Below are 19,647 nucleotides of genomic sequence, written 5' to 3' on the forward strand. Positions count from 1 at the left end.
GTTCTGTCCCGCGAGGTTGGGGATGTGGCTGACATCACGCCCGGGGTGGGACTTGTAACACGAGCCGTTGTCGGTCAGTACGCGCTCAACGGTGATCCCTTGTCTCGTGAAGGGCTTGGCCCGTAGCCGGCGCCAGAGCGGGTCTTACGTCCTGCTGGGCGGGCCCGCGTCTTGTGGCCGCCGCCGTCAGCGATGTTGCCGAGTTTCTTGATGTCCACGTGCACCAGGTCGCCGGGCCTGTCGTGTTCGTAGCGGCGGATCACCCGCCCGGTCGCCCGGTCCATCAAGGTCAGCCGGTTGAGGCGGTAGCGGACCAGGACCCGGTGGACGGGTTCAACCCCACCAGGCCGGCGATCCACACCGGTCCCCACCACCGCAACACCCGCACCTCGATGACGCGCCGCTCAGTCCGGGTCAGGGTCCGCTGCGGGCTGGTGCACGGACGGCTGGACCGGTCGCCCATCACTGCCTCGCCCAAGGCACGGCAGCGGCCGGCCCACCACCAAGCCGTTGTGGCCGAGACCTGGAACCGTTCAGCGGCCCGCCGCAACGGTTAGCCGCCGAGCGCGCCGGCGGCGCGTAGTCGTTCGATCCGGGTCTCGTCGTAGCCCAGCACCTCGCGGAGGATCTCCTCGCCGTGTTCGCCGGCCGACGGGGCCGGGCGGGCCGCGATCGGCGGCGGCTCCCCCACCACCCGTACGGGGAACGGGAGCTGGTCCGCTCGCAGGCGGTCCGCGGTGCCCCACGGCAGGCGGTCGGCGAACTGCGGGTCGGAGCCGACGTCGGCCGGGGTGTTGACCGGCCCGATCGGGACGTCGTACGCCAGGCCGAACTCCACCCACTCGGCGGACGTACGGCGGGCGAAGATCGCGCTCAGCTCGCGGCGGAGTTCGAGGTCGCCGCGGGCGTGGTCGGCGAGCTCGGTGCCGGGACGGCCCTCGAACAGGTCCTCCCGGCCGACCGCGGCGCAGAAGTTCCGCCAGAACGCGCGCTCGGAGGCCATGAAGAGGATGTGGCCGTCCTTCGACCCGTAGAACTGGTAGCGGACGCCGTCCGCCATGCCGGCCGTGCCGGGCGGGCGGCGCTCGTAGCCGTCCGCCGGGTTCCCGGTCACCTCCTCCGGCGGGCGCTCGTACGCCCGGTGGCCCTCGCTGCGCAGCCAGTCGAACGCCGCCGCCGCGTCGGACTGCGCCACCTCCAGGTGGCAGCCCGCTCCGGTCGTGCGCGCCCGCAGCACCCCGGCGAGGATCGCGGCGGTGCCGAACAGCGGTCCGGCGTTGATGCCGATCGAGGTGTGGTCGGGGATGGAGGGCAGCCCCTCCGGCCCGGGGACCGGCGCGACCGTGCCCGCCCACGCGTCGTAGGCGATACCGTGACTGGGCAGGTCGCGGTACGGCCCGGTCATGCCGTACCCGGAGATGCTGAACAGCACGACCGCCGGGTTCACCTGGCGGAGCCGCTCGTACCCGAGCCCGCGGCGTTCGAGCCCGCCGGGACGCATCGCCTCCACGACGACGGCGGCCTTCTCCACCAGCGCCAGGAACGTCTCCCGCCCGCCGTCGGTGCGAAGGTCGAGGACGATGCTCCGCTTGCCCCGGCTGACGTGAAGGTGCAGGAGCGACTCGCCCTCGACGATGGGCCAGCTCATCGAGCGGATGTAGTCGCCCCGCGGCGGCTCGACCTTGATGACGTCGGCGCCCAGGTCGGCGAGCGGGGTCGAGACGGCGCCCGGCCCGAGCATCGAGCACTCGACGACGCGCAGCCCTTCCAGCAGCCGCGGTCCCAGCGCGTCGCCCTGCGTCACGCGGCCCTCCTTCGCTGAATTGTTTATTATATTAAAACTACAATCTTCGGATGCCAGCAAGGGAGCCCCGGTGGAGGACCGCGACACATCGGTGGACGGGCCGCAGGCACAGGTCGCCGGAGCCGGAGTAGGTCCCGACGCGGTGGAGGACGAGTCGCAGGCACAGGCCGCAGGGGTAGAAGAGGACCCCAATGCGCCGGCGGAGGGGACGCCGGCACAGGCACCTGGAGCCGGAGAGAACCTCGATGCGCCGGAGGACAGGCCGCAGCCACCTGGAGCCGAAGTGGACCCCAATGCGTCAGAGGACGGATCGCCGGCACAGGCCGCCGGGGCCGGGGCAGGCCCCAACGCGGCGGAGGACGGGGCGCGGGTACGGGCGACTGGAGCCGGAGTGGAGCCCTATCCGTCGGTGGAGGGGCTGCGGGCCGACACGACCGGGGCGGTGCTGCGGCTGACGCTCGACCGGCCGCGCCGCCGCAACGCGCTGGACGACACCTCGATGGCCGCGCTGATCCGCCACCTGGAGACCGCGAACACCGACGAGAACCTGCGCGCGGTGCTGCTGACCGGGACGGGCGGCGACTTCTGCAGCGGGTTCGACATCGTCGGCCGCAACGCGGCCGGCAAAGGCGACGCCCGGCCGCGTACGGGAAGCATCCAGCGCCGGATGCCCTCCCAGGCCAACCGGCTGATCCCGCTCCTGCTCGAACTCCAGCTGCCCGTCGTCTGCGCGGTCCGCGGCTGGGCCGTGGGCATCGGCGCCCAGCTCGCGCTGGCCTCCGACTTCACCGTCGCCGCGCGCGACGCCGTGTTCTGGTACCCCTTCCTGCGACGCGGCTTCACCCCCGACTCCGGGGCGACCTGGCTGCTCCCCCGCGTCGTCGGGCCGGTACGGGCCCGCGAGCTGCTGATGCTCGACCGCAAGTTCAGCGGTACGGAGGCCGCCACGTGGGGCGCCGTACACGCGGCGGTGGAGGACGAGGACGTCACGAAGACGGCCGAGACGCTGACCGCCGAACTCGCGGCGTCGGCCACGGTCGCGATCGGGCTCACCAAGTCCCTGCTCAACGCGGCTCCGGGCGGCGACCTGCGCCACCACCTGGCCGACGAGGCGTACGCGATGGAGCTCAGCTCCCGCAGCCCCGACTTCCGCGAGGGCATGCGCGCCTTCGCCGAACACCGCCCACCCGACTTCGGCGGGCGCTGAACGGCTCAGTCGTCTTTCCAGCGGGCCGGTCGCTTCTCGGCGAACGCCGCCGGGCCCTCGGTCTGGTCCGGATGACCCCACAGTGAGACCAGCTCGGCTGCGCCCGCCCGGCAGGCGTCCGTCAGGCCCTGCTCCAGCGCCCCCCACAGCGCCCGCTTGGTCGCGCGCAGCGCCGCCGGGGAGTTGCGGGCGATCTTCTCCGCGAGCTCCTGCGCCGCGTCGTGCAGGCGTTCCGGCGGGTCGACGACCTCGCTCACCATGCCGAGTTCGTACGCCCGCGCCGCGGACAGGCGCTCGTGCCGTCCGACCAATGCCATCCGCAGTACGGCCTCGGCCGGCACCTTGCGCATCAGCCCGATCGTCTCGATCGCGCTGACCTGGCCGACCGAGACGTGCGGATCGGTGAAGGAGGCGTCGGAGGCGGCGAGCACGATGTCGGCGTCGGCGACGAAGTGCAGCCCGCCGCCCGCGCAGACGCCGTTCACCGCGGCGATCACGGGCTTGTCGATCCCCAGGTGCCAGGACGTGAAACCGAGGTCGAACTCCTCCACCGACCTGCGGTACCGCTCCATGCCCTGGCCGTCGGTCGCCAGCTCGACGACGTCGGCCCCGGTCTGGAACGCCGGGCCGCGCCCGGCGTTGACGATGACCCGTACGCCCGGGTCGTCCGCCAGCTCGGTCCAGGCGAGCCGCAGCTCGTCGCGCATCGCGGCGTTCATGGCGTTGCGGCGGTCCGGCCGGTCGAAGACCAGCCAGCCGACGTGCCCGCGCCGCGAGACCTCCAGTGTCCGGTAGCTCATCCCGGCTCCGTTCCGTCCAGGGGCCAGGCCGCCGCGAGCTCGCCCCGTAGCACCTTGCCCACCTCCGTCCGCGGGAGGTCCGCCACCAGGCGCACGGCCACCGGGACCTTGTAGCCGGCCAGCGACGCGCGGGCGAACGCCCGCAACGACGCCTCGGCCGGGGCCGTCCCGGCGACCGGCTGGACCCACGCCACCGGCACCTCGCCGAGACGCTCGTCCGGTACACCCGCGACGCACACGTCGGCGACCTCCGGATGCTCCCGCAGCACCTCTTCGACCTCCTGCGGGACGATCTTCAGGCCACCGCGGTTGATCATGTCCGAGACCCGGCCCTCGACCCACAGGAAGCCGTCCGCGTCCAGGCGGCCGAGGTCGCCGGTACGCAGGAAGCCGTTCGCCATCCGGTCCTCGGCGCCCTCCATGACGAACGGCGAGCGGACCCAGATCTCACCGGTCGTACCGGCGGAGACCTCCGCGCCGTCGCCGTCCAGGATCCGCACCGCGACGCCCGGGTGCGGCCGGCCCACCGCCCCGAGCTTGGCGTCGCCGAACTCCCGCACGTCGGCCGCGGTCCAGCCGACGACCTCGCTGCCCAGCTCGGTCTGCCCGTAGGAGTTCAGCACGTCGACGCCGAACCGCTCATGGAACCGGCGGGCCTGGCGCGGCGTGAGCGGTGCGGTGATCGAGCGGACGAACCTCAGCGGTGACAGGTCGGTGAGCCGGGGGTCCTCGGCCAGCATGGTCATCATGGCGGGGGCCAGCACGGTCGACCGGATGCCGAACCTCCTGACCAGCTCGGCGTAGTCCACCGGGTCGAACCGGTCGAGCAGCACCGCCGGCGCCCCGAGCCGGAACGCGAACAGCGTGTTCCAGATCCCCGCCCACAGCGCGAGCGAGGTGGGGATGAGGTTCGGCATCGGCGGCCGGGCGGCGGCCGTACGGCCGCGCAACCGGGCGATGACCGTGTCGATGCCGTCGCGTACGCCGTCGTGCCGCAGGACCACCGGCTTGGCCGACCCCGTCGTGCCCGAGGTCCGTACGACCAGGGCCGCGCCGGGCGGGTACGGCTCGCCGGACCAGGCGGCGTTCGCGGACGCCCGTACCCAGGACCGCGGAGCGCGTTCCACCAGCCGGCCGAGGTGCGCCGGAACCCGGCCGGCCTGGCCGGCGCCGGTCACGACCACGGCGGGGTCGGCCGCCCCCAGCGCCGAGCGGATCTCCGGGTCGGCCAGCCGCGCGTTGACCGGGACGTACACCCCGCCCGCGAGCCAGGTCGCGAACATCGCGACCACGGCGGCGGCGCCCTCGTCGACGACGCAGGCCACCGGTGCGCGGCGTACCGGCCCGAGCCGTGCGGCCAGGGTACGGGCGGACCGGCGCAGCTCCCCCAGCGTGAGCGCGCCGTCCCTCCCGTGCACCACCGGTGTCTCGGCGCTCCCCGGATGCGAGGTCAGGAACGTCTCCAGGCCCTGCTGCTCGGGCACGGTCCCGCTCCTCACCGCTCGCCGAGATGCCGCGCGAGGCTCTCGATGTGCTCGTCCGGTCCGCCGAGCAGCTCGGCGCTGGTCCAGGCGCGCTTGAAGTGCAGGTGCGCGTCGTGTTCCCAGGTGAAACCGATGCCGCCGTGCAGCTGGATCGTCTCGGCGGCCACCGCGACGTACGCCTCGGAGCAGTAGGCCTGCGCGATCGCCGCGACGACGGCCAGGCCGGGCAGGTCGGCGATGACCCGCGCGGCCGGCTCGGCGGCGGCCTGCGCGGCGGCGCCGGCCGCCGAGCGTGCCGACTCCACCTTGATCAGCATGTCCGCGGTCTTCTGCTTGACCGCCTGGAAGCTCCCGACCGGGCGGCCGAACTGGACCCGCGACCGGGCGTACTCCACGGTGGTGTCCAGGCAGCGCCCGGCGCCCCCGGCCTGCTCGCCGGCCAGCAGCGCGCGGGCGACGTCGAGGGCGCGGGCGAGCGCGGCGGAGGCGTCCGGGGGGCCGATCCTGCTCGCCGGCGCGCCGGCGAACTCCAGCCGCGCCTGCCGCCGGGTCGGGTCGAGCGTGACGAGCGCCCGCGCGGTCAGCCCGGGAGCCCCGGCCTCCACCGCGAACACCCCGAGGGTGTCGCCGGCCAGCGCGGGCACCAGGACCACGTCCGCCGACGCCCCGTCGACCACGAAGTCGCAGGTCCCGTGCAGCGCCCACGCTCCGCGGTCCTCGGCCGCGCGGACCAGGGCGCCGCCCGGCAGGCCGCGGCCGGTCGCGTCGGCGGTGACGACGGTGGCGACGAGCGACCCGTCGCACAGGCCGGGCAGGAGCCTGCGCCGGGCGGGCTCGTCCTCCAGCGCCAGCAGCAGCGGCGCGGCCAGGCCCGCCGTCGCGAGCAGCGGCGCGCAGAGCAGCGACCGGCCGGCCTCCTCGAAGACCACGCCGAGCTCCACCGGGGTGAAACCGCCGCCGCCGTACGCCTCGGGGATCGCCAGCCCGGCCAGGCCCAGCTCGCCGCACAGCCGGCGCCACGCCGGGCCGTCCCACCCGCGTTCGGTCTCCATCCGCCGCCGGACCTCGGACGGCGGCGACAGGTCCTCCAGCGCCTCGCGTACGCTCCGCCGCAGGAGGCCGAGCTCGTCCGGAGTCGTCTCCGGGCTCATGCGCGCCGCTCCGCGAACCGGTCGATCGTCACGGCGAAGGCGTCTTCCAGGGTGTCGGCGGGCGGGTCGGGCAGGCGTACGGGCCCGTGCTCGCGGCTGGGCAGCAGCATCGTCGCGCTCGCCGGGGAGGTGATCTCGCCGCGCTGGTTGCGCGTGCGCAGGTCGACGTCGACCGCGGGCCGGCCGCCCTCGGCGAGGTAGCGGCGGGTGACCTCGCCCTCGACCCACTGGACGTCGCCCACGTAGTTGAACCGGCGGAACTCCACCCGCAGCCGCCACAGCCAGGCGTCGTCGCCCATCCAGTCGGTGCAGGCGTGGACCAGCCAGGTCTCGCGCATCCGGCCGTAGTCGAACGTGGCCGGGTTGCCGGACCGGCGGGCGAAGGCGGGGTCCCAGTGGACGCGCTGCATGACGTCGGGCACGCCGAGCTCGTCGCGGTGGTAGAAGCGCGGGATGCGCAGCCGGTTGCGGTACGCCAGCCGGAGCGGCGCGACGTCGTACATGCCCATGCCCATGCCGACGTGCCAGCAGACCATGTCGGTGACGGTCAGCGGGCCCTTCACCAGCGGGCCGACCGCGTCGCCGGCGCGTACGTCCTCCCACCATCGCGGGTCGGCGCCGCGCGGGCGCTCCGCGGCGTACCCGGCGTCGAGCTCGGCGATCGCGGCCTCGTCCCACGGCTCGATCGCGACGGAGTCGTACTTCTTGCGCTCGCGCGCCTTCTCCCGCTCGGTGCGGTACATCATGCGGTACTGCGCGCCGAGCAGCGCGCCGTCGCCGGTGCGGAACGCCTGGGCGGTCCACTCCTGGACGCCGCGCCCGCCGAACTGACCGGGCTTGTCCACGACGCCCACGAGCGCGGTACGCCGGAAGATCCGGTGTCCCGGGCCGAGCGGGGACCACCACTCCCGCTCGCTGGCCCCGTAGAAGGCGTGCACTCCACGGAGCGGGTCGCCGCGCAGGTCCGCCTGGGCGGCGCGCTCGTCCTCGCTGAGCACGTCCTCGCCGATGAGGCTGTCGCCGCCGACCAGGGGCGGCGGCGCGACCGAGCCCTTCCAGCGCGTGCCGGCGGCGTACTCCGGGTCGCACCACAGCGGGTTGTCGTCGCCGTAGGACCGGGCGACGTGCCGGAAGGCGTCCTCGCCGGGCCGCCGGTAGTGCGGCGGTGCCGGATATGCCTGGGGTACGCCGATCCGCGACCGCAGCCGTGCGATCCCGCTGTCCGTGATCATGCCGTCGGTCGCCACGCCGTCCATCCCGTACCCGGAAGCAAGAATGTATTTTTAATATAACATTAGATTTGGAAGCGACATGGGTGAGGAGGCGGTCGCGGTGTCGCTGCTGACGGAGGTCCACGGGCCGGTCGGCTGGCTCGTGTTCAACCGGCCCGAGGCCGGCAACGCCATGACCGCCGCGATGATGGAGGCACTGCCCCGGGCCTGGTCGTGGCTCGCCGGCGCGCCGGAGGTACGGGCGATCGTGGTCACCGGCGCCGGGCGCGCCTTCCAGACCGGGCTGGACGTCGTCCAGCTCAGCCGCGAGCCGTCGGCCCTCACGGCGATGTCGCGCCGTACGCGCCGGGCCGACCTACGGCTCACCGGCTGGCACCTGGGCGTCGAGAAACCGATCATCACCGCGGTGAACGGCGTCTGCGCGGGCGGCGGCCTGCACTTCGTGGCCGACTCCGACATCGTCATCGCCTCATCGGCGGCCTCGTTCCTGGACCCGCACGTCAGCGTGGGCCAGGTCAGCGCGTTCGAGACGATCGGGCTGGCGCGGCGGGCCGCGTTCGGCGCCGCCGCCCGGATGGCGCTGACCGGCGCGCACGAGCGCCTTGGCGCCGCCGACGCGTACCGGCTGGGCTGGGTGAGCGAGGTCGTGGAGCCCGCGGAGCTGCGGCCGGCGGCCCAGCGGCTGGGCGAGCTGATCGCCCGCGACGAGCCGTCCGCCGTCGCCGCCAGGAAGAAGGCGCTCTGGCGGGCGCTGGAGACCGGACTGACCGAGGCACGAGGAGGGCGGGCGTGAAGCCACTGGCCGAGTGCTCCACCGCGCCGGAGGCCGCCGAGGCGGTGCGCCGCTGGATCGCCGCGGAGGTGCCGGAGCCCTGGCGCGCGGCCGCCGAGCGCGGCGGGCCGGGCGCCGTACGGGAGGTGCGCACGCGTGAGGAGTACCGCGCCTGGTACCCGGCGTTCGCCCGCAGCGGCCTCGTCGTCCCCCAGTGGCCGGTCGCGTACGGCGGGCTGGGCTGGGCGCCGGAGCCGGCGCGGGCGGCCGAACGCGTGCTGGCGCCGTACCACCTGCCCCGGCTCAACCCGCTCGGCCTGAACCTCGCCGCGCCCGCCCTCTTCCAGCACGGCACGCACGAGCAGCGCCTGCGGTTCCTGCCTCGTATCGCCGCGAACGAGGAGGTCTGGTGCCAGCTCTTCAGCGAGCCGGGCGCCGGAAGCGACCTCGCCTCGCTGGCCACCCGCGCCGAGCCGGAGCGGCGGGACGACGGCACGGTCGTCTGGCGGATCACCGGGCAGAAGGTGTGGACCACGTGGGCGCACCTGGCCGACTTCGGCGTGCTGCTCGCGCGGACCGACCCGGACGTGCCCAAGCGCAAGGGCATCACCTACTTCCTCATCGACATGCGCCAGCCGGGCGTCGACGTACGACCGCTGCGCCACCTCGGCGGCGAGGTCGACTTCAACGAGGTGTTCCTGGACGGCGCCCTCGTACCGGACTCCCAGCGCGTCGGGGAGACGGGCGGGGGCTGGACGGTGGCCCGCGCCACGCTGAGCGGCGAGCGGCAGATGGTCTCCGGCGCCGGGTCGGGCGGCGTCGACCGCATCGGCGGTTCCGGGACGCGGCGGCTGATCCGGCTCGCCCAGGAGCGCGCCGGGCAGGGCCTCCCGCACGGCTGGGACGACGTCCACCTGCGGCACCGGCTCGTACGGCTCTGGTGCGAGGAGCAGATCAGGGCCTGGACCAACGCCCGGGTCCGCGCCGGCCTGCGCGGCGGCCACCCGCCGGGCCCGGAGAGCTCCATCGGCAAGGTGCACGGATCCGAGCTCAACCAGCGGATCCAGGCGGTGGCCGCACAGTTGCTCGGGCTGTCGGGCACCGCGTGGGCCGGCGATCCCGGGGAGTACGCGGCGTCGATGCCTCCCGAGCTGCGCGGCATGCTGCGCAGCCGCGCCAACACCATCGAGGGCGGGACGACCGAGGTCAACAAGAACATCCTGGCCGAGCGGGTGCTCGGGCTCCCCAAGGAGCCCGACCCCTGGGAGGGCCGCCCCTGGCGCGAGGTCCCGCGCGGCTGAAACGTCGGGTCAGATGCGGACGATGTGGCCGCCGTCGACGGCGAGGATGTGCCCGGTCATCCAGCTCGCCTCGTCCGACAGCAGGAACAGCAGCGCTCCCACGTGGTCCTGGGGTGTGCCGAACCGCTTGAGGGCCAGCCCCTGGATCATCGGGTCGACGAACTCCTCCGGCACGATCGCGCGCGTCGCGGCCGTGTCGGTCGGGCCGGGGGCGATCGCGTTGACCCGGATGTTCATCCAGCCGAGCTCGGCGGCCAGGTTGACGGTCAGGCTGTTCACCGCGGCCTTGGCGATGGAGTAGAAGCCGCCGGCCATCCAGGCGGCGGTGGAGGACTGGTTCACGATGGCCCCGCCGCCGCGCTTCCTCATCGCGGCGTGGACCGCGCGAGTGCAGTGCAGCGCCCCGTTCATGTTGACGGACATGAACCGCTGGTAGTAGCCGAGGTCGACCTTCATCAGCGACTCGATCTGCATCCCGCCGTAGATCGCCGCGTTGTTGACCAGGTAGTCGATGCCGCCGAACGCGGTCACCGCCGCGTCGGCCATGGCCAGCGCGCTCTCGGGGTCGGCGACGTCGGTCACCACCGCCACCGCCGTGCCGCCGGACGCCTCGATCTCCTTGGCGACCCGCAGCGCCTGTGACTCGTTGAGGTCGGCGACGACGACCTTGGCCCCTTCACCGGCCAGGCCCTTGGCGTAGGCCTCCCCGATGCCCTGCCCCGCGCCCGTGACGATGGCCACTTTGTCGTCGAAGCGCATGGGCGTCTCCTCCGGGCGGCATTGATGGTTCCGAAAATATGGACATAATATACATCATCAAGTTTTCAAATCTGTTTCGGCCAGCGGCCCCTCCCGTGTCGACCCGGCCGCGGCGAACCGGCCGGGAGGCTGCATGACGGACGCCGGGCACGACGAACGGATGCTCATCGACGGCCGCCTCGTGCCGGCGCTGGACGGTGGCACCTTCGAGAACCGCGATCCGGCCACGGAGGAGGTCATCGGCGTCGCGCCCGACGGGGGCGCCGCCGACATGGACGCCGCGATCCGCGCGGCGCGGCGCGCCTTCGACGAGACCGCGTGGGCCGCCTCCCCCGCGTTCCGGGTGCGCTGCCTGCGCCAGCTTCAGGAGGCGCTGGTCGAACACGCCGAGCGGCTGCGGCCGGTCGTCGTCGCCGAGACCGGCACACCGGTGACGCTCACCCACGGCGCCCAGCTCGACCTGCCGGTGGAGGGCCTCGGCTGGGTCGCGGACCTCGCCGAGCGGTACCCCTGGACGACCGACCTCGGGATCGCCGCGCCGTACGGCATCCGCTCCCGCCGCCACCTCCGGCGCGAGCCGGTCGGCGTGGTGGGGGCGATCACCCCGTGGAACTTCCCGATGCAGATCAACCTCGCCAAGGTCGGGCCGGCCCTCGCGGCGGGCAACACCGTGGTGCTCAAACCCGCGCCGGACACGCCGTGGACCGCCACCATGCTCGGGCGGCTCGCGGCCGAGGAGACGGACCTGCCCGCGGGCGTCCTCAACGTGGTCACCTCCTCCGGCCCCGCGGCCGGGCGGCAGCTCACCGAGGACGAACGGGTCGACATGATCTCCTTCACCGGTTCGACCGCGGTCGGCCGGGAGGTCATGCGCGCGGGCGCGGGCAACCTGAAGAAGGTCTTCCTCGAGCTGGGCGGCAAGTCCGCGCTCCTCGCGCTCGACGACGCGGACATGCGCGCGGTGGCGGGGAACGCCGCCTTCCAGATCACCACGCACGCCGGGCAGGGCTGCGCGATCCTCACCCGCCTGGTGCTCCCCCGCGAACGCTACGACGAGGGCCTGGGCCTGCTGGTCGAGACGCTGCGCGGCTGGCCGTACGGCGACCCCTCCGATCCGGCCACGCTCATGGGCCCGCTGATCAGCGAACGGCAGCGGCGGCGCGTGCTGGACCACGTCGAGCGGGCCGTCGCCGGAGGCGCGCGGGTCGCGCTCGGCGGCGGCGTCCCCGCCCACCTGCCGAAGGGGCACTACGTGGAGCCCACCGTGCTCGCGGACGTCGACCCGGACTCCCCGGCCGCCCAGGAGGAGATCTTCGGCCCCGTCATCGTCGTCATCCCGCACGACGGCGACGACGACGCGGTGCGGATCGCCAACAACTCGCGGTACGGGCTGTCCGGGATGGTGATCAGCGCCTCCGGAGAACGCGCCCGCGCCGTCGCGGACCGGGTGCGCACCGGGACGATCTCGGTCAACGGCGGCCTCTTCTACTCCCCCGACGTGCCCTTCGGCGGCTACCGGCAGAGCGGGGTCGGCCGGGAGAGCGGCGTGGCCGGCTTCGAGGAGTATCTAGAGATCAAGGCCGTCGCGACGGCCGCGCGGGGCGACGATGAGTGACCGGACGCTGGCCGGCTGCCGGGTCCTCGTCGTGGGCGCCTCCGCGGGGATCGGCCGGGCGATGGCGATCCGCGCGGTCAAGGAGGGCGCGGACGTGCTCATGGCCGCGCGCCGGGCCGACCGCCTGGAGGAGGCGTGCGCCGAGGCGGGCGGCGGGCACGCCGTGCCGGCCGACATCCGCGCGGACGCCGACTGCGACCGGCTCATGGAGGCCGTACGCGACCGGCTCGGCCGCATCGACGTGCTCGTGTCCTGCGTCGGCGTCGCCCCCATGCGCCTGCTGGCGGACACGACGGCCGCCGACTGGCACCGGGTCTTCGACACGAACGTCGTCGCCACGCACCGGCTCCTGCGCGCGTGCCTGCCCAGCCTCGCGCCGCGGGCGATGGTCCTGTGCCTGTCCTCGGAGAGCGTGCGCCAGCCGCGTACGGCCCTGGCCGCGTACGCGACGAGCAAGGCGGCCCTGGAGCGGCTGATCGAGGGATGGCGCGCCGAGCATCCGGAGCTGCGCCTCACCCGGGTGACCGTCGGGGCCACCTTCCCCACCGAGTTCGGCGACGGCTTCGAGGCCGGGCTGTTGACCCGCGCCCTGAACGACTGGAGCGCGCGCGGCCTCGCGCAGGCGGAGTTCATGGCCCCGGAGGAGGTGGCCGACGTGCTCAACGGGGTGATCGCCGCCGCGTGCAGGTACCCCGGGGTCTGCGTCGACGACCTCACCGTACGGTCGCCCTCCCCCGTCGTGGGGACCTTCGGCGGCGCGATCGACGAGGCACTCAACGACTGACGCCGTACTACGCGAGGAGTCCCCCCGATGGTGGAGTACAACCCGTTCGTACGGGAGACCGTGCACAACCCCTTCCCGACCTACCGGCGGCTGCGCGACGAGGCCCCCGTTTACCACAACGAGGAGGTCGGCTTCTGGGCGCTGTCGCGCTACGAGGACGTGATCGCCGCGCACCTCGACACCGACGCCTTCTCCAGCGCCCACGGCGTGACGATCGAGGGCGCCGACCTCGGCGCGCCGTTCCTGATCGTCAAGGACCCGCCCGAGCACACGCTGCACCGCAAGATCGTCGGCCGCATGTTCACACCCCGCCGGATCGGCCTGCTGGAGCCGTTCATCCGGCGGACCGCGGCGTCGCTGCTCGACCGGTTCCGCGACGCCGACCGCTTCGACCTCGTCCAGGACTTCTCCTTCCGGTTCCCGCTGGACGTCATCAGCGAGCTGATCGGCATCCCGGAGGCGCTGCGCGAGCCGATCCACGACCTGAGCGACCGGATCGCCGCGCGGTCGGAGGACATGACCACCTCCCCGGACGTCTACCAGGCGAGCGCCGAACTCTGGAGCCTGCTCGCGGGCCTGGTGAAGGACCGGCGGCGCAACCCCGGCGACGACGTCATCACGCTGCTGATGAACACGGCGGTCGAGGACGAGCACGGCGACACCCGCACCCTGGACGACGCGGAGCTGGCCTCGCGCTTCCTCGAACTCGCCTTCGCCGGTCACGAGACCGTCGCCAAGCTCATCCCGAACGCCGTCATCGCGCTGAGCTGGTACCCCGGCCAGCGGCGTGAGCTCGCCGCCGACCCGTCCCTCCTCCCGAACGCGGTCGAGGAGATGCTCCGCTGGGATCCGCCGTCGCACTACCAGGGGCGCTGGACGCTCCGCGACGTGGAGCTGCACGGCACCGTCATCCCCGCGGACCAGCGGGTCATCCTCATCACCGGCTCGGCCGTGCACGACGAGCGCAAGTACCCCGAGCCCGAGCTGTTCGACATCCACCGGTCCATCGACCGGCACGTCAGCTTCGGCTTCGGCCGTCACCTGTGCCTCGGCGCGTCGCTGGCCCGGCTGGAGACGCGCGTCGCGATCGAGGAACTGCTGAAGAGGTTCCCCGACTTCACCTTCGACCCGGCGGGGGTCGAACGGCACTACTCCGGCAATGTCCGCGGGCTGTCCAGGCTGCCCCTCGTGGTGGAGCGATCCGCGACACCCGTCTGAAAGGAACGACCGGCGATGCCCGACCATCCCGTCAACGAGGCCATCAACCTGATCAGCGGACAGTTCTGGGGCGCCGACCCGCACGAGGAGCTGCGCTGGATGCGCGAGAACGCGCCCGTCTACCGCGACGAGCACGGCGACGGCGTCTGGGGCGTCTCCAAGTACGCGGACGTACGGCGGCTCTCCCGCATGCCGGAGGTGTTCTCCAGCGCGCACGGCATCCGGGCGGACTCCGGTCCCATGCCGATGATGATCGACATGGACGACCCGCTGCACAAGCAGCGGCGCAAGCTCCTCAACAGCGGGTTCACCCCGCGGCGCGTCGCCGCCCAGGAGGCGTACCTGCGCCGGGTCTGCGACGAGATCATCGACGAAGTGTGCGAGGCCGGCGAGTGCGACTTCGTCAACGACGTGGCCGCGATGCTGCCGCTGGTCGTGATCAGCGACGCCCTCGGCGTCGCGCCCGAGGACCGCCAGACCCTGCTGACCTGGTCCGATGACATGGTGCGCGGGCTCACCGGGGGCGACGACCCCGGCCTGCTCGTCCGGGCGATGGAGGCCTTCACCGGCTTCACCGACTACGCCGGGCGTGCCATCCGCGACCGGCGCGGATGCCCCATGGACGACCTGCTCAGCGTGCTCGTCCACGCCGAGGTCGACGGCGACCGGCTCGACCACGACTCGCTCGTCCAGGAGTCCCTGCTCCTGCTGATCGCCGGGGACGAGACCACCCGCCACGTCATCTCGGGCGGGATGTACCAGCTCTGCGCGCACCCGGACCAGCGCCGGGCGCTCATCGAGGACCCCGGCGGCATCCCCACCGCCGTGGAGGAGATGCTCCGCTGGGTCTCCCCCATCAAGAACATGAACCGCACCGCGGTCCGCGACTTCGAGCTGCGCGGGCAGCGGATCCGGGAGGGTGACAACGTGCTCCTGCTCTATCCGTCGGCCAACCGCGACGCGGACGTCTTCCCCGACCCGTTCCGGTTCGACGTGGCACGGCGGCCCAACGACCACATCGCCTTCGGCAACGGCACGCACTTCTGCCTCGGCAACAGCCTGGCCCGGCTGGAGCTGGCGGTCATGTTCGAGCGGCTGCTCACGCGGCTGCCCGACATCGAACCGGTCGAGGACGCCGAACCGGCCTCCCGCCCGGCCAACTTCGTCTGCGGCTATGAGACCTTCACGGTCCGGTTCACCCCCGCGCCCCGGGTCACGCGATGACGGTCCTGCGGGAGCTGGGCTTCTACGGCCTGGCCGGGCACTCCGCCACCCCGCGTGACCTGATCACGGAGATACGCGACGGCGAGCGGCTCGGCCTGGGCGCGGTCTTCCTGTCCGAGCGGTTCACCACCAAGGAGGCCGCGACGCTGTCGGGCGTGGCCGGCGCGGTGAGCGAGCGGATGGGCATCGCGACCGCCGCCACCAACCACAACACCCGGCATCCGCTGCTGACCGCCACGTACGCGACGACGATGCACCGGCTCACCGGCGGCCGGTTCGCCCTGGGCCTGGGCCGGGGCTTCGACCTGCTGTTCGACGTGATGGGGGTGCCCCGGGTCACGCAGGCGCAGCTCGCGGACTTCATCGGCATCATGCGGCGGCTCTGGCACGGGGAGGCGGTCGCCGGGCACGACGGCCCGGCCGGCCGGTTCCCCTTCCTCCTCCAGGACCCCGGCTTCGACGAGGACATCCCGATCCTGCTGACCGCGATGGGCGAGCGGACCCTGGAGTTCGCCGGAAGCGTGGCCGACGGCGTGGTCCTGCACACCTTCTTCACCGACGAGACGCTGCGCCGCTCGGTCGCCGCGGTCCGGCGGGGCGCGGAGGCGGCCGGGCGCGATCCGGCGGAGGTACGGATCTGGGCCGTCCTGGCGACGGTCGGCGACCACATCGGCGAGGAGCCGCGGCTGCGCAAGGTGGTCGGCCGGATGGCCACCTACCTGCAGGGGTACGGCGACCTGCTGGTCCGGGTCAACGGCTGGGACCCCGCGGCGCTCGCCCGCTTCCGCGCCGACGACCTCGTCTCCGGCTTCCCCGGCGCCTTCGACGCGATCGCCACCACCGAGCAGCTGGAGCGGGTGGCGGGGCTCATCCCCGCCGAGTGGCTGGCCGCCTCGGCGACCGGCTCCGCGGCACGGTGCGCCGAGCGGATCGTCGACCAGCTCAAGGCGGGCGCCGACGGCGTGATCCTGCACGGGGCGACCCCCGCGGAGCTCGCGCCGGTGGTCGTGGCGTACCGGGAGAGACGCCCGGACCCCGGCGGCGACGACACGGACCTCAACCCGGGCAGGCCGGTCCGATGAGCGTCGTCGACGGCCCCGGGGACCTCACCCCCGAGTGGCTGACCGGGGCGCTCGGCGCGACGGTCGGCTCGGTCTCCTGGGAACCGGTCGGCTCGGGCCAGATCGGCGCCTGCTACCGGCTCGACATCGAGGGCGACGGCGTGCCCGCCCGGCTGATCGCCAAGCTGGCCGCCCCCGACGTCGCCGCCCGCGCCTTCCTCGCGCCGGTCTACCGCAACGAGGTCTGCTTCTACCGCGAGCTCGCCGGCACCGTCGCCGTACGGACGCCGGCCTGCCACTACAGCGCCCTGGCCGAGGACGCCACCACGTTCGTCCTGCTGCTGGAGGACCTCTCCCCCGCCGTACAGGGCGACCAGCTCGCCGGGTGCACGCCGGAGCAGGGCCTGGCCGCCGTGGTCAACCTGGCCGGGCTGCACGGCCCGCGGTGGTGCGACCCGGCGCTGCGCGAGCTGCCCTGGATGAACGTCGTGGGCCCGGAGGACGCGGTCACGCTCGGCGAGGTCTTCCGGCCCGCGGTCGACACGTTCGTCGAGCGGTTCACCGGGCGGCTCGGCGAGGAGGACGTCCGGACCCTGTACGACGTCGCGGACCGGATGGCGGCGTGGGTGGTGGGCCGCCCCGAGCGGTTCGGCCTGGTCCACGGCGACTACCGCCTGGACAACCTGCTCTTCGACCCGGACGGGAAGTCCGCCGCGGCCGTCGACTGGCAGACGCTCAGCCTCGGCCACCCCGTACGCGACCTGGCGTACTTCGTCGGCACGAGCATGGATCCCCCCGAGCGCCGCCGGCACGAGCGCGCCCTGGTCGAGGCGTACCACGCGGCGCTCCTCGCGCACGGCGTCGCGGACTACACGGGCGAGGAGTGCTTCGAGGACTACCGCTTCGCGGCCGCGCAGGGACCGTTGATCACCGTGCTCGGCTGCGCGTACGGTGCCCGGACCGAGCGGGGCGACCGGATGTTCCTGGCGATGGCCGCGCGGTCGTGCGCCGCGATCCGCGACCTCGGCACGCTCGACCTCGTCTGATGGGGGACCGCATGACCGGTTACAAGACCCTGACCTTCGACGTGGAGGACGGCGTCGCCTGGGTGACGCTCGACCGGCCGGAGGTGCACAACGCCTTCGACCTGCGCATGATGCGCGAGATCAACGAGTGCTGGCACGCCCTGCGCGACGATGACGACGTGCGGGTCGTGGTGCTCACCGGCGCCGGCGACAAGGCGTTCTGCACCGGGCTCGACCGTACGGCGGCGGCGGTCGGCGACCCGGACCGGCCGCGGGACATCGGCCAGCGCGGCGCGACGCCCCTGCACCTGAACGACCCCGGCGACCTGCTGCCGCCCAAGACCGCCGGGCGGCTGTGGAAGCCGGTGATCGCGGCCGTCAACGGCATGGCCTGCGGCGGGGCCTTCTACCTGCTGGGCGAGGTGGAGTTCATCATCGCCGCCGAGCACGCGACCTTCTTCGACCCCCACACGACGTACGGGATGGCCGCGGTGTTCGAGCCGATGATGATGCTGCAGCGGATGCCGCTCGGCGAGGTCATGCGCATGTCCCTCATGGGATCGCACGAACGGCTGAGCGCGCGCCGCGCGTACGAGGTCGGCCTGGTCCAGGAGGTGGTGCCGGGCGGGGAACTGCGCGAGGCCGCGCGGCGGGCCGCCGCCGTCATCGCCGCCCGGCCGCCGCTGGCCGTCCAGGCGACCGTACGCGCGATCTGGTACGCGCAGGAGCTGGGCTACCGGCAGGCGCTCGACGTCGGCAAGACGCTGGTGCCGCTCGGCACCGACGAGGACTCGCTGGCCGCCGGGCAGCGCGTGTTCGCCTCGGGCGAGCGGATCGACTGGCGGCTGCGCTGACGCTCAGGGTTCGCAGATGATGACCGGGATCTCCCGGTCGGTCCAGGACTGGTAGGCGTCGAAGTCGGCGTACATCGCGACCAGGCGCGGCCACAGCTTCGCGCGTTCGTCCGCGGTGGCGACGCGCGCCCGCATCCGCCGTACGTCCCTGCGGACCTGGACGGTGACCTCCGGGTCGGCCTGGAGGTTCAGGAACCACAGCGGGTGGCGCGGCAGGCCGCCCTGCGAGGCGACCAGGACCACCCGGTCGCCGTCGGGCAGGAAGAGCAGCGGCAGGGTGCGCGCGAGCCCGGTCCTGCGGCCCTTCGTGGTCACCAGGCAGATCGGCACGCCACGGGGGAAGGCCGACCCCACGCGCCACTTGCCGCCGATCCGCCCGCCCGTCGTGCGGTAGGCCGTGACGTTGAGCCGCGAGGCCACCTTCATGACCTTGGGCACGATCGGCGAGTCCAGTCCGCGAGGGCGTTCGGGCATGGGTCATCCTGTCCACTCGAAGTCGGGCATGCGGGGCAGCCGCCCCTCGCTGAGGGCCGCGGCCTGTTCGGCCAGGCCCGGTTCGTACGCCGGGTGGGTCAGCACCAGGAAGCGCTTCTCGCGTACCGCTTCGACGACCCGGGCCGCCACCTCGTCCGGCGGGATCCCGCCGGCGACCGTGGCGGCGATCATCTCGGCCATGAACGCGGAGTCCTCCCCGGGCTCGGTCCGCAGGGACGCGGGACGCCTCCGCTCGGACAGGTGGATGCCCGTGACCACGCCGCCGGGGCACAGCGCGGAGACGCGCAGCCTCGTGCCCTCCAGCGCCAGCTCCTGGGCGAGGGTGAGGCTCGCCGCGAACGCCGCCCACTTCGACACGGTGTACGGCGCGGCGCCCGGCCCGGCGAACAGCCCGGCCACCGAGCAGGTGTTGACGATGTGCCCCTCGGTGTCCTGGCCGATCATCCGGGGGACGAACGCCCGTACGCCGTGCAGGATCCCCCAGAGGTTGACCCGCAGCGTCCACTCGAAGTCGGCCGGCGGCCGGGTCCACAGCCGCCCGCCCATGTAGACGCCGGCGTTGTTGCACAGCAGGTGCACCCCGCCGAGCTCGGCGAAGGCCCGGTCGGCCAGCTCGTTCACCGAGGCCTCGTCTCCGACGTCGGTGACCTGGGTGAGCACGCGCGTGCCGTGCTCGCGGGTCTTTCGGCCGGTCGCCTCAAGGGAGTCCTCGTCGACGTCGGCGAGCGCCAGGTCCATGCCTTCCCGGGCGAACCGCAGCGCGAGTGCGCGCCCGATGCCGCCGCCCGCACCGGTCACCACGACGGTCCTGCCCTCGAACTCGCGCATGCCGCCACCTCTGGCCGTATCGGATCCCTCCGG

At 73.4% G+C, this 19,647-nt stretch carries 18 protein-coding genes and 1 pseudogene; 10 read left to right on the plus strand and 9 right to left on the minus strand.

Annotation, left to right across the window (positions count from 1 at the left end; genetic code table 11):
* Window positions 1-45: 45 nt before the first annotated feature.
* Window positions 46-553 (minus strand): annotated as a pseudogene (locus tag QWU11_RS33595) (leucine zipper domain-containing protein); the annotation flags it as partial.
* Window positions 554-1,804 carry a CoA transferase gene (locus tag QWU11_RS33600; protein WP_290118520.1) on the minus strand — a complete coding sequence of 417 codons (1,251 nt, stop codon included), beginning with the start codon at window positions 1,802-1,804 and terminating at the stop codon, window positions 554-556.
* A gap of 391 nt (window positions 1,805-2,195) precedes the next feature.
* Between QWU11_RS33600 and QWU11_RS33605 the strand changes: the two genes are divergently transcribed.
* The gene (locus QWU11_RS33605; RefSeq protein WP_290118521.1) at window positions 2,196-3,011 is read left to right on the plus strand and encodes an enoyl-CoA hydratase-related protein; all 816 of its coding nucleotides are present in this window, start codon (window positions 2,196-2,198) and stop codon (window positions 3,009-3,011) included.
* A gap of 5 nt (window positions 3,012-3,016) precedes the next feature.
* Here QWU11_RS33605 and QWU11_RS33610 read toward each other — a convergent pair whose 3' ends face one another.
* Genes QWU11_RS33610 through QWU11_RS33625 form a run of 4 tightly spaced genes read right to left on the minus strand, consistent with a single transcriptional unit; the run spans window position 3,017 to window position 7,693 of the window.
* On the minus strand, window positions 3,017-3,811 hold the full coding sequence (locus QWU11_RS33610; protein WP_290118522.1) for an enoyl-CoA hydratase/isomerase family protein: 795 nt from the start codon (window positions 3,809-3,811) through the stop codon (window positions 3,017-3,019).
* Window positions 3,808-5,295 (minus strand): long-chain fatty acid--CoA ligase, encoded by a 1,488-nt coding sequence (locus QWU11_RS33615; RefSeq protein WP_290118523.1) that lies wholly within the window; start codon window positions 5,293-5,295, stop codon window positions 3,808-3,810. The genes QWU11_RS33610 and QWU11_RS33615 overlap by 4 nt, the downstream gene beginning before the upstream one ends.
* Window positions 5,296-5,306: 11 nt before the next feature.
* Window positions 5,307-6,446, minus strand: a complete 1,140-nt coding sequence (locus QWU11_RS33620; protein WP_290118524.1) for an acyl-CoA dehydrogenase family protein — start codon at window positions 6,444-6,446, stop codon at window positions 5,307-5,309.
* Window positions 6,443-7,693 carry a hypothetical protein gene (locus QWU11_RS33625; protein ID WP_290118525.1) on the minus strand — a complete coding sequence of 417 codons (1,251 nt, stop codon included), beginning with the start codon at window positions 7,691-7,693 and terminating at the stop codon, window positions 6,443-6,445. Before QWU11_RS33625 ends, QWU11_RS33620 begins: the two co-directional genes overlap by 4 nt.
* A gap of 64 nt (window positions 7,694-7,757) precedes the next feature.
* Between QWU11_RS33625 and QWU11_RS33630 the strand changes: the two genes are divergently transcribed.
* Both QWU11_RS33630 and QWU11_RS33635 read left to right on the plus strand, forming a co-directional pair.
* On the plus strand, window positions 7,758-8,471 hold the full coding sequence (locus QWU11_RS33630) for an enoyl-CoA hydratase/isomerase family protein (RefSeq protein ID WP_290118526.1): 714 nt from the start codon (window positions 7,758-7,760) through the stop codon (window positions 8,469-8,471).
* Window positions 8,468-9,751, plus strand: coding sequence for an acyl-CoA dehydrogenase family protein (locus tag QWU11_RS33635; RefSeq protein ID WP_290118527.1), 1,284 nt, complete (start codon window positions 8,468-8,470; stop codon window positions 9,749-9,751). Before QWU11_RS33630 ends, QWU11_RS33635 begins: the two co-directional genes overlap by 4 nt.
* A 9-nt stretch (window positions 9,752-9,760) precedes the next feature.
* Here the strand turns inward: QWU11_RS33635 and QWU11_RS33640 are convergent, their stop codons facing one another.
* Window positions 9,761-10,510, minus strand: a complete 750-nt coding sequence (locus QWU11_RS33640) for an SDR family oxidoreductase (protein ID WP_290118528.1) — start codon at window positions 10,508-10,510, stop codon at window positions 9,761-9,763.
* Between the two features lie 133 nt (window positions 10,511-10,643).
* Here QWU11_RS33640 and QWU11_RS33645 point away from each other — a divergent pair, with 133 nt between their 5' ends.
* The 7 genes from QWU11_RS33645 to QWU11_RS33675 are packed head-to-tail and all read left to right on the plus strand — an operon-like array spanning window position 10,644 to window position 18,291.
* Complete coding sequence (locus QWU11_RS33645; RefSeq protein WP_290118529.1) at window positions 10,644-12,125, plus strand: aldehyde dehydrogenase; 1,482 nt, start codon at window positions 10,644-10,646, stop codon at window positions 12,123-12,125.
* A complete protein-coding gene (locus tag QWU11_RS33650) occupies window positions 12,118-12,909 on the plus strand; it encodes an SDR family oxidoreductase (RefSeq protein WP_290118530.1) in 792 nt (263 codons plus the stop codon). Before QWU11_RS33645 ends, QWU11_RS33650 begins: the two co-directional genes overlap by 8 nt.
* A 27-nt stretch (window positions 12,910-12,936) precedes the next feature.
* A complete protein-coding gene (locus tag QWU11_RS33655; RefSeq protein WP_290118531.1) occupies window positions 12,937-14,127 on the plus strand; it encodes a cytochrome P450 in 1,191 nt (396 codons plus the stop codon).
* A 15-nt stretch (window positions 14,128-14,142) separates the two neighbouring features.
* On the plus strand, window positions 14,143-15,351 hold the full coding sequence (locus QWU11_RS33660) for a cytochrome P450 (protein WP_290118532.1): 1,209 nt from the start codon (window positions 14,143-14,145) through the stop codon (window positions 15,349-15,351).
* Window positions 15,348-16,433, plus strand: a complete 1,086-nt coding sequence (locus QWU11_RS33665) for a TIGR03857 family LLM class F420-dependent oxidoreductase (protein ID WP_290118533.1) — start codon at window positions 15,348-15,350, stop codon at window positions 16,431-16,433. The genes QWU11_RS33660 and QWU11_RS33665 overlap by 4 nt, the downstream gene beginning before the upstream one ends.
* Window positions 16,430-17,458, plus strand: a complete 1,029-nt coding sequence (locus tag QWU11_RS33670) for a phosphotransferase (protein ID WP_290118534.1) — start codon at window positions 16,430-16,432, stop codon at window positions 17,456-17,458. The genes QWU11_RS33665 and QWU11_RS33670 overlap by 4 nt, the downstream gene beginning before the upstream one ends.
* 11 nt (window positions 17,459-17,469) lie before the next feature.
* Complete coding sequence (locus QWU11_RS33675) at window positions 17,470-18,291, plus strand: enoyl-CoA hydratase/isomerase family protein (protein WP_290118535.1); 822 nt, start codon at window positions 17,470-17,472, stop codon at window positions 18,289-18,291.
* Window positions 18,292-18,294: 3 nt separating this feature from the next.
* Here the strand turns inward: QWU11_RS33675 and QWU11_RS33680 are convergent, their stop codons facing one another.
* Both QWU11_RS33680 and QWU11_RS33685 read right to left on the minus strand, forming a co-directional pair.
* The gene (locus tag QWU11_RS33680) at window positions 18,295-18,765 is read right to left on the minus strand and encodes a nitroreductase family deazaflavin-dependent oxidoreductase (protein WP_290118536.1); all 471 of its coding nucleotides are present in this window, start codon (window positions 18,763-18,765) and stop codon (window positions 18,295-18,297) included.
* A gap of 3 nt (window positions 18,766-18,768) precedes the next feature.
* Window positions 18,769-19,614 carry an SDR family NAD(P)-dependent oxidoreductase gene (locus QWU11_RS33685; RefSeq protein WP_290118537.1) on the minus strand — a complete coding sequence of 282 codons (846 nt, stop codon included), beginning with the start codon at window positions 19,612-19,614 and terminating at the stop codon, window positions 18,769-18,771.
* Window positions 19,615-19,647: the final 33 nt, after the last annotated feature.

This window comes from Actinomadura sp. DC4 (assembly GCF_030406325.1).
GTDB lineage: Bacteria > Actinomycetota > Actinomycetes > Streptosporangiales > Streptosporangiaceae > Actinoallomurus.